10 protein-coding genes are annotated in these 12,720 nt (G+C 44.0%); 9 read left to right on the top strand and 1 reads right to left on the bottom strand.

The features are described from left to right. Positions 1 to 94 precede the first annotated feature (94 nt). Positions 95 to 985: a helix-turn-helix transcriptional regulator gene (locus BN3261_RS05440; protein WP_059085657.1), complete on the bottom strand. Its 891-nt coding sequence runs from the start codon at positions 983 to 985 to the stop codon at positions 95 to 97. A 461-nt stretch (positions 986 to 1,446) separates the two neighbouring features. Between BN3261_RS05440 and BN3261_RS05445 the strand changes: the two genes are divergently transcribed. The 9 genes from BN3261_RS05445 (at position 1,447) to BN3261_RS05485 (ending at position 12,646) form a co-directional block, all read left to right on the top strand. Beyond that, positions 1,447 to 3,546, top strand: coding sequence for a glycoside hydrolase family 3 C-terminal domain-containing protein (locus tag BN3261_RS05445; RefSeq protein ID WP_059085658.1), 2,100 nt, complete (start codon positions 1,447 to 1,449; stop codon positions 3,544 to 3,546). Positions 3,547 to 3,550: 4 nt separating this feature from the next. Next, positions 3,551 to 4,150 (top strand): polysaccharide deacetylase family protein, encoded by a 600-nt coding sequence (locus BN3261_RS05450; RefSeq protein WP_235812343.1) that lies wholly within the window; start codon positions 3,551 to 3,553, stop codon positions 4,148 to 4,150. A gap of 297 nt (positions 4,151 to 4,447) precedes the next feature. Next, complete coding sequence (locus tag BN3261_RS05455; RefSeq protein ID WP_235812344.1) at positions 4,448 to 4,981, top strand: hypothetical protein; 534 nt, start codon at positions 4,448 to 4,450, stop codon at positions 4,979 to 4,981. Between the two features lie 77 nt (positions 4,982 to 5,058). Next, positions 5,059 to 5,952 (top strand): M14 family zinc carboxypeptidase, encoded by an 894-nt coding sequence (locus BN3261_RS05460; RefSeq protein WP_059085659.1) that lies wholly within the window; start codon positions 5,059 to 5,061, stop codon positions 5,950 to 5,952. A 482-nt stretch (positions 5,953 to 6,434) separates the two neighbouring features. Continuing rightward, positions 6,435 to 6,914 carry a signal peptidase I gene (locus BN3261_RS05465; protein ID WP_021650528.1) on the top strand — a complete coding sequence of 160 codons (480 nt, stop codon included), beginning with the start codon at positions 6,435 to 6,437 and terminating at the stop codon, positions 6,912 to 6,914. Between the two features lie 2 nt (positions 6,915 to 6,916). After that, a complete protein-coding gene (locus BN3261_RS05470; protein ID WP_015524856.1) occupies positions 6,917 to 7,564 on the top strand; it encodes a TasA family protein in 648 nt (215 codons plus the stop codon). Then, positions 7,561 to 8,145 (top strand): hypothetical protein, encoded by a 585-nt coding sequence (locus BN3261_RS05475; protein ID WP_059085660.1) that lies wholly within the window; start codon positions 7,561 to 7,563, stop codon positions 8,143 to 8,145. Before BN3261_RS05470 ends, BN3261_RS05475 begins: the two co-directional genes overlap by 4 nt. Next, the gene (locus tag BN3261_RS05480) at positions 8,142 to 9,365 is read left to right on the top strand and encodes a hypothetical protein (RefSeq protein WP_059085661.1); all 1,224 of its coding nucleotides are present in this window, start codon (positions 8,142 to 8,144) and stop codon (positions 9,363 to 9,365) included. Before BN3261_RS05475 ends, BN3261_RS05480 begins: the two co-directional genes overlap by 4 nt. Then, entirely contained in the window at positions 9,362 to 12,646 is a 3,285-nt protein-coding gene (locus BN3261_RS05485; protein WP_059085662.1) for a SpaA isopeptide-forming pilin-related protein, read from the top strand. The genes BN3261_RS05480 and BN3261_RS05485 overlap by 4 nt, the downstream gene beginning before the upstream one ends. Positions 12,647 to 12,720: the final 74 nt, after the last annotated feature.

Below are 12,720 nucleotides of genomic sequence, written 5' to 3' on the forward strand. Positions count from 1 at the left end.
TTCCTCTGACCAGAAAACTGCGAAATGTAGTTATCAGTGAATATCTGGGGTGTATTTGCTGCAAAGCAGCAAATACAGACACCTGCTTCCGGGATTACTTTTTCCCGGAAACAGGTGTTTTTTGGAAGTGTGAATCATACATATTTCGGAATTCTGTGGGAGTGCACAGGTTTAATTGTTTGAACATCCGTAAAAAGGCGGACAGGCTGGAAAAGCCTGATTGTACTGCCACTTCGGTAACAGCAAGCTCCGGATCCAGCAAAAGAGATTTTGCGTATTCAATTCTTTTCTGGTTCAGAAATTTGTAGAAGGAGGAATTAGTATATTGTTTAAAAAGGCGGGCAAAGTGATATTTGCTGAACCCTGCCAGACTGGCAACCTCCTCCAGAGTAAGGTTTTCAGAAAAGTGGTTGCTGATATAGTCGGTGATAAACAGAAATTTCTCCATATATTCTTTCTGATGGTGAATATCACGGTCTCCGTCCTGCTGATGAAAAGCTTTGTGATTTCTGCCAATATCCACAAAGATTTCCAGGAATTTTGCAATGATGGAAATTTCAGAATAGGTGGTAAAATTCATATATTCATCCTTGATTTCCAACATAAGACGGTGGATGTGTTCATAGACCTGTGGATATTCTTCCTTGGTGACCAGAATGGCAGGACTGAGGAGTGGTGTGATCAGATCTAGCTCTTTTAGCTGGATGTGGTTCAGGCCGGGCTGAAAAATAATCCTTTTTCCTGTAGCCGGAGCAAAAAGCTCGTGAAGTATACAGGGACATATAACAAGAATTTCTCCTTCTTTGATAAGATAATCGTTATGACCGCAGACAACCCGGTAGTCATTAATAACAGGCATGATCACTTCGAATGAGGGATGCCAGTGAGGCGGATAGTTTTCGGCTTCCTCATTGTAATAAAGACAGATCTGGGTATCTGCTCTGTAATCAACGGTTTCATGAATTCCCTGTAAATTATGGATCATATGGATTCCTTTCACACCTAATTATTGCTTTTGATAGCAAATGTTGCTTTTTAATGTTTGTGTATATAATGTATCAAAAACATGTGTAAATGGCAATATATAACATTGAAAAAATTGAAATAATAAAAACATATGTCAAAATATGCAAAAAAGAATATAAAAACCCATTAAAATTGACATATTAAAGAAAATAGTAGCAGATAAATAGCAAGAATTGATAGCAACATGACAAGAATTATGGAGCCAATCACAGGACATTCTGATATAGTAGAACCATCAAGAAACGAGGTAATGAATCAAAAGGAGGATTAAAAATATGTACAGATGTTCGCAGCAATCATTATCGCAATCGCACCTACCGTTATTGTATACTGCCTGTTCAGTAATCAGATTGTAGAAGGTCTGACTACAGGTGCTGTAAAAGGATGATGTATGAAAGGAATGTGTAAAAGGAGGCTTGTATGAACAGAGACGAGGCAAGAAAGAAAGCACAGGAACTGGTATCCAAAATGACACTGGAAGAAAAAGCCAGTCAGTTAAGATATGATGCGCCGGCTATAAAGAGACTTGGTGTCCCTGCTTATAATTGGTGGAATGAAGGACTTCACGGGGTAGCCAGGGCAGGACAGGCAACTGTATTTCCGCAGGCAATTGGCATGGCTGCCACATTTGACAGAGATTGCGTAGCTGAAATGGCAGATATTGTAGCAACAGAAGGACGTGCAAAATACAATGCATATTCCAGTGAAGAAGACAGAGATATTTATAAAGGACTGACATTCTGGTCCCCCAATGTAAATATTTTCCGTGATCCGAGATGGGGCAGAGGCCATGAAACTTACGGGGAAGATCCGTATCTGACCAAAGAGCTTGGAGTAGCTTTTGTAAAAGCTCTTCAGGGTAATGGAGAAACTATGAAAGCTGCGGCATGTGCAAAGCATTTTGCAGTGCATTCCGGACCGGAAGCGATCAGACATGAGTTTGATGCAAAGGCATCTGCAAAAGATATGGAAGAAACGTATCTGCCTGCATTTGAAAGCCTGGTAGAGGAGGCTGATGTAGAGGCAGTTATGGGAGCATATAACCGCACAAATGGAGAACCCTGCTGTGGAAACCCTGCTCTGCAGAAAAAACTGAGAGATGACTGGAAGTTCCAGGGACATTTTGTATCAGACTGCTGGGCGATCAGAGATTTCCATGAACATCATATGGTGACTAATACGGCTTATGAGTCAGCAGCACTTGCCATTAATAATGGCTGCGATCTGAACTGTGGAAATACATATCTTCATATTATGAAAGCATATGAAAAGGGGCTTGTCACAGAGGAAAGGATTACAGAATCAGCAGTAAAACTTTTTACTACCAGATATCTTCTTGGGCTATTTGATGGCAGTGAATATGATAATATTTCCTATAGGGAAGTAGAATCAGCAGAACATCTGGCAGCAGCAGAGAAAGCAGCAGAGAAGAGTTTTGTACTTTTGAAGAATAATGGAATTCTTCCATTAAAAAAAGAGGATATCAAAACAATCGGAATTGTGGGACCTAATGCAGACAGCAGAAAGGCTTTGATTGGAAATTATCATGGAACTGCATCCAGATATATTACAATCCAGGAGGGAATCCAGGATTATGTAGGTGAGAATGTGAGAATTCTTAGTTCTGTAGGAAGCGAGTTGTTTAGAGACAGAACAGAACCTCTGGCATTCAGCAGAGATCGTCTTGCGGAAGCTAAGATCGTTGCAGAAAATAGTGATGTGGTGATTCTTTGTGTAGGTCTGGATGAGACACTGGAGGGTGAAGAAGGAGATACCGGAAACAGCTATGCATCCGGAGATAAAGAGAGCCTGAAGCTTCCTCAGTCCCAGATTGATTTAATGGAAGCAATGGCTGGTTCCGGAAAACCGGTGGTTCTTTGTCTGATGGCAGGAAGTGATATTGATATGAGCTATGCAGCAGAGAAATTTGATGCAGTTATGGTTCTGTGGTATCCGGGAAGTCAGGGCGGAAAAGCGGCAGCAAAAATTCTGTTTGGGGAAAACTCCCCATCCGGCAAACTTCCGGTTACCTTTTACGAGAGCCTTGAAGAACTTCCGGAATTTACAGATTATTCCATGAAAGGCAGAACCTATCGTTATATGGAAGGAAAAGCACAGTTCCCCTTTGGATATGGACTTACCTACAGCAATGTAAAAGTAGAAAATGCAGAGGTAAGACAGTGCGGACGGAAGATAACAGTAGAGGCAGAAGTATATAATAAGGGTAATGCAGATACTGAGGAAGTTGTCCAGGTTTATGTAAAAAATCTTGACAGTAAAAATGCAATTCCAAATCCTGCACTGGGAGGATTCCAGAGAATTTTTATAAAAGCAGGAGAACGCAGAAAAGTTATGGTTCCTGTCTGGGAAAAGGCATTTACAGTGGTAAATGAAAATGGAGAACGCGTAGAGGATGGCAGGAAATATGAGATTTTTGCAGGCTGCAGCCAGCCGGATGAAAGAAGTATGGAGCTTACCGGAACAGAACCTGTAAAGATAATCTGGGAGAAAGAAGACTGAGCTTGTGAAATTTGAATTGTTTTATCCGCAGTGGAAAGACCGGGCAGTTACATTCAGCTATGATGATGGCCAGATTTTTGATAGAAGACTGGTTGATATTTTTAATAAATATAATCTGAAAGCAACATTTCATCTGAACTCAGGGACTTTGGATACAGAAGGATTTATAAAAACACAAGAACTGAAAAGCTTATATCAGGGACATGAAATTGCCTGTCATGGTGTTGCACATGAGTATCCCACACATCTTTCGCAGGAAAGACTGGTTCAGGAATTTTATCAGGACAGATGCAGTCTGGAGAGAGAAACGGGAAGGATTATCAGGGGATGTTCTTATGCATTTGGAGAATATGACGAAAGGGTCATCAATACCCTGAAGAATCTTGGGTTTGCATACAGCAGGACTGTGGAGTCTACAGAAAATTTCCGCATTCCGGAGGATTTTATGAGGTGGACTCCGTCCTGTCATCACAATGATGCATTCAGGGGAATTGCAGAAAAGTTTTTGCACAAACCAGATTATGGGTGTTGTGGCCGTTTTTCTTTTTGCAGCGATATGTACTATATTATCCTTGCTTTGATTTTATCTGTTTTGTATTCTTGATGAGGGTCCGCATATCTGCTTTAGTAATGAATTCATGATCCGGAAGTTTTCTTTGATTTCCCAACGTTGTTTATTGATCCTTATGATCTCTGAAACATCACCTTCCAGGTTTGTGATAACTGCATAAAACCCATCCTACATTTCTTCTTTCTGGATCTGTTCTTCATCAAGATCATAAATTTCTTGGATCAACTGTCAAACTCCCGAGACATTTCAACAACTCTGAGATGTTCTTTACAGAAAAGGAGGGTTGTGCTATAGTGATACGAAGGAAAAACAGAAAACGGAGAGAAAACCATGAAACACAGGATGAGAACAATAATGCTGCTTCTTCTGACTATGCTACTGCTATGCCCGATACAGGTTCTGGCTGCAGGTGGAGAGAACGCAGTGAAGACAGATCTGGAGGACGGAGAATATTCCATACAGGTGGAGCTGGAAGGCGGAAGCGGAAAAGCCAGCGTTTCTTCCCCCACATTGATGCTGGTAAAAGAGGGGAAGATGTATGCACGGCTCCAGTGGAGCAGCTCCAACTATGATTATATGATCGTAGATGGGGAAAAATATCTCAATGAGAGCGAGGAAGGTAGAAATTCTGTTTTTACTGTCCCGGTAACTGCCCTGGATGATAAGATGGAAGTGATCGCAGATACACTGGCCATGGGTGCTCCTCATGAGATCGATTATACACTGACCTTTTATGAGGCTTCCATTGGCTCCAAGGGCCAGCTCCCTCAGGAGGCAGCGAAAAGAGTGGTTGCAGTTGCGCTGGTGATCATCATCGGCGGCGGTATCCTGAATTATTTTGTAAACAAAAGGAATCGGTGTTAAACCGGTTCTTTTTTTATGCCCTTTCGCATAATATACATAATAATGAACATGTATAAAGACGGAAGGAAGGGAACATCATGGATACAGTACAGGATAAAACCTACGAAACAATTTACTATTCACTGTGGGAGGCAGCCAGGCGTTACAGCAGCTTTACACAGTTTCGGGTGATCGGAAAAAGCCACGATGACCGGATGATCCCTATGCTGGAGATCGGACAGGGAGATGCCTGTATTTTCTGTGTGGCCGGTTTTTCCGGAACGGATGGACAGATGACGGACAGGCTTACCAGGATGGCACTGGAGCTTTGCAGAATATATGAATGCAACTGGACCGTGGACGAGCTTTATGAGGTAAAAAAGCTCCTGGATCAGACCAGGCTTTGTATCATACCGGTGGTCAATCCGGATGGATATGAGATCTGCCGGAAGGGCTACAATACTGTGCGAAATCCTATTTTCCGTCAGATGCTGAAAATGCAGGATGTTCCCTGCGATGAATTCGAGGGGAATGCAAGAGGAATGGATACTGCAAGGAATTTTCCCACCACCTTTTGCAGCAGAAAAAAGATCCATCAGCAGCCTGCCAGTGAAAATGAGACACGTGCACTGATCCGGATCTTTCAGGAATACGGAGGACGTGGCCTGCTGGTTTTCTGCGGATATGGAAAAAAGGTGGTTTATTACCGGCGGGATCAGAATTTTTCCACGGGTCAGAGATGCTACCGTCTTGCACGTCACTTAAAAAAATGTACCAGGGGAAAGCTGGAGCAGCTTGCAATAGAACGAGAAGCGCAGAACGGGCGAAGGAGCACAGGCAGGCCGGAACAGTATTACGGAGAAATGATCCGCCAGCCGGCTTTCCGGATCGAATTGCCGGTAAATTCCGGAAATAAAGAAGAGGAAGAACGGGAAATCCGTGATCTGATGCTGCTTCCATTGGAATATATTTACTCTCTGGTACAGCTGTAAAAAAATCTGGCGTTGCACGGATGCAGGGTCTGTCAGCTTATGAAAAATAGGGTGACAGACAGATCCGCTGAGAAACCAGTGTCGAATCCTGTCGGACGAATTTGATTGACTTCCGGATCTGTGGACCCTATAATAATATCATCTGAAACAAATCTTTTTTAACAAATGTCGCAGGAATCCTTCACCTCTGTAAGTAATGAGAGGAACTGCACATCTGAGCATATCTGCTCGAATAATTTCCATTCAGTATTTTTGCAGTATTATTATTTTGCTTATGCTTGTCCTCACTTCAAAATCTGTGAGTTTAAGTGATGGGAGCATGTTGCGAATTGCCATATTAACTGCTATACAGGGAGGACTTTTTTATGGCTCAATTTATGTGGGGCAGGTCTCCGCCGGAATTTTCCTGATATCCGAACACTGTTTCTTTCCCTGCAGAGGGAAGTGATCATCAAATATCGTATGTAGAACAGAATACAGGAATGAAAATATTTTTTCGATGTATCGGCAACACAGTTCTGGGACTGATGCTGGTGATGGCATTGGTGCTTCTTATTCCCGGACTTTTCGGGATCCGGCCCTATGTGGTCTATTCCGGATCCATGGAACCTGAGATTCCAACCGGAGCTGTGGTTTTTACAAAGGAAGGAGAGTTTTCTCCGAAAAAGGGAGATATCATTACTTTTCATAACGGAGATACCGTTGTCACCCACAGAGTGGTTAAAAAAGAAAAGGATATCTTTATCACAAAAGGTGACGCCAACAAGACAGAAGATCCTGTTCCCGCAGAGGCGTCACAGATCATCGGGCGGGTAGTCTTTCACCTGCCTTATCTGGGCTACGTGATCCATTTTCTGAAAGCCCGGATCCCTTTTGCCGCAGTTTGCATAGCGGCATGTCTGTCAGTACTCTTTGATCTGGCATATACCCCAAAAAAGAAAAAAATACAGGGAGGAATTTAATCATGATGAAAAACAGAAAACTGGTAAAAGGAATCGCACTTGCTGCTGTGATCACTGCACTGGCAGCCGGAGGAACAGCTGCATATCTCACGGATTTTGAAACGGCAACCAACAGCTTTACCGTAGGAAAAGTGGATATCGACCTGGATGAGCCTAATTGGAAACCGGAGGACAATACAGATCTGGTTCCTACTCAGGTGATCCGGAAGGACCCCTATGTAGCAAATAAAGGAGTAAATGAAGCATTTGTCTATCTGGAAGTTTCTGTTCCGGTCCGAAATGTGATCACGGTAGCCAAGGATGGTACCAGGAATGCGCTTGCAAAAACAGAGCTGTTCAGCTTCACCAAAAACAAGGACTGGACACAGCTGGAGCGGACCGAAGTGGGGCAGAATATGGTCTACACCTATGCATATAACCACATCCTGAAGCCGGGAACAAAGACTACAACTCTTTTTGATACAGTAACCTTTGCCAATATCATCGAAGGTCAGCTGGATACACAGCAGATCGATATGCCGGTACGGGCTTATGCGATCCAGGCTACCAATACTGGGGATGACAAGACTACGGTTCTGGAGCAGGCAACTGCTGCTTACCAGAAATATGTAAATCAGAATAAAGGACAGGCCGGTGGTGTCACGAAATGAATAAATTAAAAAGACCCGTTTTCCTTCTCCTGACAACAGGGCTCCTGTGCGCAACAGGGACTGCGGCGTATTTTTCAGACTTCGAAAAAAAGATAAATTCTGCTGCAGTGGGGTATGTGACAACGGAGATCGAGGAAGATTTTCCGGATCCTACACCTACGCCTATGGAGAATGGTCCGTCCTACAGAAAAGAGATCCGGATCGGAAATTTTTCCGGCAGTGTGAAAGGGTTCCAGGCAGACTGCTATGTGAGGATGTCCCTTTCCTACTCCAATGACGATATCGGCAGAGGCGTGAAATTAACAGGTCCGGATACGGCAAACTGGGTGTATAACAGTCAGGACGGCTATTATTACTACCGGAAAAAAATATCCGAGGGTGAAAAAACAACTCCTCTGTGTACCGGATTTCAGATCGATCCCCAAAAGATCGATGATACTTATAGGGACAGCATTAAGGATTTTGAGATCAATGTTTATGAGGAAGCTGTACAGGCAGAAGGATTTTCAGATTATGAAAGTGCGTGGAGGTATTTTTCAGATCCGGTTTCTGCTCAGGCAGAAAGGAGGGGGAATGCTTGAAAAAACACCTTAAAGCCCTGCTGGCAGGTGCTGTTGTAGCAGGCAGTATCCTGGCGTGCACGGCTGCTTATGCCAGATTTTCAGATTCCGTGACAGTGACCAATCACATATCAGTGGGAGATATCAATATTTCTCTTCGGGAACTGGAAAAAAAGGACGGCCGAGAAATGAAATATCAGGATCGCCGGATCGTTCTTCCGGGAGATGAGATATCCAAGATCCCCAGGATCACCAATCACTCAGAGCCATGCTGGGTAAGGGTGAAGATCTCTTATACAGATGATCTGGAAGGTTTGGATGGTCTGGATGACAGGAATCTTACAGGAATGTCACCGAGATGGATCCGGAAGGGAGAGTATTTTTATTATACCAGGAAGCTGGAACAGGGAGACAGCGTGGATATTTTTACCGGTGTGACTGTACCATCCCAATGGGATGAATCCTACCAGGATAAGAAGCTGGGGATCACCATCGTGGCGGATGCTGTCCAGGCGGCAAATTTTGCACCGGATTTCCGTGCCATGTCACCCTGGGGAAATCAGAAGATCTTAAGATGTATCCACGATACCGATGGTCTTGTGGTTCAGAAAAAAAGTCCGGTGGATCTGAAGGTGGAGTTTGAAGGAAATGCGCACAAACTGATCGCGGCTCCGGAAGACTTTTTTTCCGGATTTTCCACGGCAATGCCGGGAGATGTTTTTCATGATTCTGTAGAGATCCGTAATACAACGGAGCATGCAGCAGAGATCTTCTTCCGCACATCACCGGAATGTAAATCGGTAAAGGATCAGGAATTTCTGAAAAAGCTGAAGCTGGTGATCACCATGAATGATAAAAAGCTGTATTCCGGGGATCTTCTGGCTGTGTCTCTCAATAAGGCCGTGTCCCTGGGGAAATTTTCCAGCGGAGAAAAAGGAAACATGAGATTTGAGGTTACGGTTCCGGCAGAGTTGGATAATTTATATGCTCTTCGAGCTGCAGATGTGAAATGGATCTTTTCTGTGGAGGAGGATCAGGAAACGGCGGATACCAGCCCTGTTCCACGCCGGAATGACAGGAAAGAAGCCACAGAAAGAGCTTCCGGAAATAACAGTTCTTCGGTAAGGACAACACCAGTGAAGACCGGAGATGAATCTCCTGTGATCCTGTTTGCACTGATGGCTGGTATGGCGCTGCTTACCTGCAGTCTGACGCTATGGAAAGGAGGACGAAAAAATTGAAAAGAAGAATGATCGGTGCATGGATGGCATTGATGATCACAGCTTCTTCTCTTGTGGTTTCGGCCAGTCCTGCAGCAGATATGAGTTCGGTATCAGCAGATCCGCAGCAGGAACAGACAGAACCGGAGGAAGAAGAGGAGGCCCCGGATATTCCGGTAACAGATCAGCCCGGGGAGGCTGAGATGCCGGTTCCGACAGCCTTGCCTGAACCGGAAACGGTGGAGGAAGATTTTGAAGAAGGTGAAGATAATACTGAAAATACGGACAGTGATAAGCTGATCGAACCGGAAGAAGAACCGAAAGCTGTTTCAAAAGAAGGAGAAAATATAGCTCTGACAGAGATACCGGAGCAGACAGAGGATCCGGGATTTACTGTATTCACGGAAGAAAACGCGGAAATCCTTACAGGAGAAAGTGAAGAGGATCAGGAACTGATCCAGGATATCGAAAACGGAGAGATCATTGCTCTTTCTGCAGCACTTCCCGGGGAGTTCCGGGAAGCTGGCAGTGCGGAAGTAATCTCAGAAGGAGAGGATGCTATCGCAGCTACAGCACTTTCCCCGTCCCAGTATTATCTGGACAGCTGGACCAGGGTTTACTGCGATGAGATCTGGACAGCTGCCAATGATTTTCTTGGTCCCGGAAATAAAACCCGTATGGGATGTACGTATCGTTCTGTACATTATATCGATGATACAGGAGAGGAAAAGGTTTCACCTCTGTATTGCCTGAAAGCAACTCAGGATGGACTGGACAGTATGACGCTGAAGAATGAGGCAGTAAAAGCACTGACTAATTCTGTGATCCAGAAGCTTTTGTACTTTGGTTACGGAGGACCGGGGGATCTGGGGACCGGATATGACCCCTCCTGCAGTCACATAGACTGGTCAAAATGGCAGAACCGTTATGTATTTACTCATATTGCGCTGTCAAAGGTATATTTTAATGACTGTGGATATGCCACAGCAGCAGAAGTAGAACATACAGGGATAAACCGCCTGATCGATAAGATCCAGACATTGACGATCCCTGCAAGAAACAAAGCTGCCGTTTATGTTTCCGAAGACGGTTCCTGGGCAGCAGCATCCGGAAAGACGATCCCGTTAAGTGTATTTCGAAGCAGACCTGCAGGTTTTCCCTTTGTTCCGGACAGTATGAAAGACGGATTTCAGATGAGTACTCTTATGAAAGTAACAGATGGAGCAAAAGCAGGGAACGGGATCACCATAACAAGAGGAGCCGCAGAAAAATGGCAGCTGGCCTACTGGACGAGCGCAGCGGATTATAATTCACACAAAACTAATCCCAAAATGATGTCGGGGACAAGCCTGAGCCTTAAGGATGGGGCATATTTTTTTCTGATCTTTCCGTTAAATGCATCTGCGACAAAGAAGTTTTCCTGCAAAATGCTGCTTCAGCCGGTTTCCTATATCCTAGTTGACGGAAGTGCCCAGGCAGGAAAAGATGGAGTACAGGATTTTGGTGCTTACGTATACCAGGGAACAAGAGGAAGCCTTTCGTTTTCAGTAAAGCCTTCGGTTTACGGCAATGCAAAGCTGGTCAAGAAGGAACCTAACACGGGAAAACTGATCCAGGGAGCGCAGTACGGACTGTTTGCAGCAGAAGCTCTGACCTCCGGATATCGTACTATGTACAGTAAGGATCAGAAGGTTTCAACCGGAACAACAAACGCCGGTGGAGAGATCCTTTTTTCAAAACTGGTTCCCGGAAAATATTATGTGAAGGAAACGAAAGCCGCTGCAGGCTACAAGCTGAACACCGTTATCAAAAATCTTACAGTAACCGGTGGAAAGACAACAACCGTCAACGTAACGGATATCATGGATATCAGCGGAACAGTATCCATCAGAAAGAAAGACGGAAATACCGGTGATCCACTGGCAGGAGCTGAATTCACCCTGTATCAGTGGAGTAAAAAAAGCAAAGCCTACGTAACCTTAAAAAAACTGACTTATGATGGACAGAAGCGTACCTATAACTCCGGGAAATTTAATTATACCGAAGACAATCAGGGAAAATTCCGTGTGCGTGAGACAAAATCTCCTCCCAATTACACCGGAAACTGGCAGAAGAATTTTACGCTGGATAAGCCGGGAGAAAAGCAGGAATTTCTGTTTGAAGCAGTGAACTACCAGACTGAAAAACGAAGGATTGAAGTTCGTAAGATCGATGCGAAAACCGGTGAGATCCTGAAAGGTGCGGAATTTACACTTTATGAATACAGTGCAGCAAAAAAAGCCTATAAAGAAAAAGGAACACTTCTGGATTATGACAGCTCCAGCGAACTTTATGTAAGCAGTGAACTTTTAAAGACTTCGGATAATGAGGGAAAATATAAGATCGTGGAAACAAAGACTCCGCCCGGATATACAGGAAGCTGGGAAGAAGTGGTAGATATCACAGACAAAAATGCACGCCTTTCCTTTGAAGTTGTCAATGAAAAGGAAAAGGAATATAAAGGGGTGATCCGTCTGAGAAAAACAGATATCTATACAGGGGAAGTTCTGGAAGATGCGGAATTTACCGTGCTTCAGTGGAATAGAGGGAAGCAGACTTACCAAAATGACCTGGGCGGGCAGAGCATCCTGAAATTTGACGTAGAAACCGGATGGTACTCTACGGAAAAGCTGGTGCTTACAGATGCTAATCAGGGAAGGTTCAAAGTAGTGGAAACAAAAAATCCGGAAAACTATACAGGCAAATACGAAAAGGAGGTAATCTTCCAGAAAAAAGAAAATACAGATACGGATACTGTGGATCTGAAAGCAGAGAATACTCCGGTAACACTTCCGCTTGGAAATATCACCATCATAAAAAAGATCAAAGAGGAGGATATTACCTGGGCTCATGGAAATCCAACCTTTTCCTTTGTGGCAGAAGGTACGGATCTATCCGGAAATCCTCACAGATATGAGGATTATGTGACCTTTACCAGAGGAAGCTATGAAACCGATAAAAATGGCTATGCAACATTATCGGTCACTCTCAGGAATATCCCGCTGGGGCAGTATACGGTCTGGGAAAAACCGGTACTACGCTACTATCTGAAAGATGTACGGGCAAATACAGAGAATGTCCGCATCATAAAAGGCGCTGCACCTGCATATGGTACAGATCCCCGGAAGATTGCTTCCGGTACGGCTGCTCTGACAATGCAAAACAAAAATGCATCGCTGACTTTTGTAAATGAGAAATCCAGATATGATCGATATTCCCACAATGACAGCATAAAAAATACCATACCAGTATCATTTTCATGAAAAAAGACAGTAGGGCAGGAGTAATCCTGCCCTCCGCAGCGTATTTTATATAGTAAAAAACAAACTGTAAAAAG

The sequence above is a fragment of the Blautia massiliensis (ex Durand et al. 2017) genome, from assembly GCF_001487165.1.
In the GTDB taxonomy this organism is placed as follows: Bacteria; Bacillota; Clostridia; order Lachnospirales; family Lachnospiraceae; genus Blautia_A; species Blautia_A fusiformis.

Bases quoted from the DNA above. Each gene is read 5' to 3' on its own strand.
- BN3261_RS05455 (WP_235812344.1), top strand. From the start codon at position 4,448: ATGAAACACAGGATGAGAACAATAATGCTGCTTCTTCTGACTATGCTA.
- BN3261_RS05440 (WP_059085657.1), bottom strand. From the start codon at position 985: ATGATCCATAATTTACAGGGAATTCATGAAACCGTTGATTACAGAGCA.
- BN3261_RS05465 (WP_021650528.1), top strand. From the start codon at position 6,435: ATGAAAATATTTTTTCGATGTATCGGCAACACAGTTCTGGGACTGATG.
- BN3261_RS05470 (WP_015524856.1), top strand. From the start codon at position 6,917: ATGATGAAAAACAGAAAACTGGTAAAAGGAATCGCACTTGCTGCTGTG.
- BN3261_RS05460 (WP_059085659.1), top strand. From the start codon at position 5,059: ATGGATACAGTACAGGATAAAACCTACGAAACAATTTACTATTCACTG.
- BN3261_RS05475 (WP_059085660.1), top strand. From the start codon at position 7,561: ATGAATAAATTAAAAAGACCCGTTTTCCTTCTCCTGACAACAGGGCTC.
- BN3261_RS05445 (WP_059085658.1), top strand. From the start codon at position 1,447: ATGAACAGAGACGAGGCAAGAAAGAAAGCACAGGAACTGGTATCCAAA.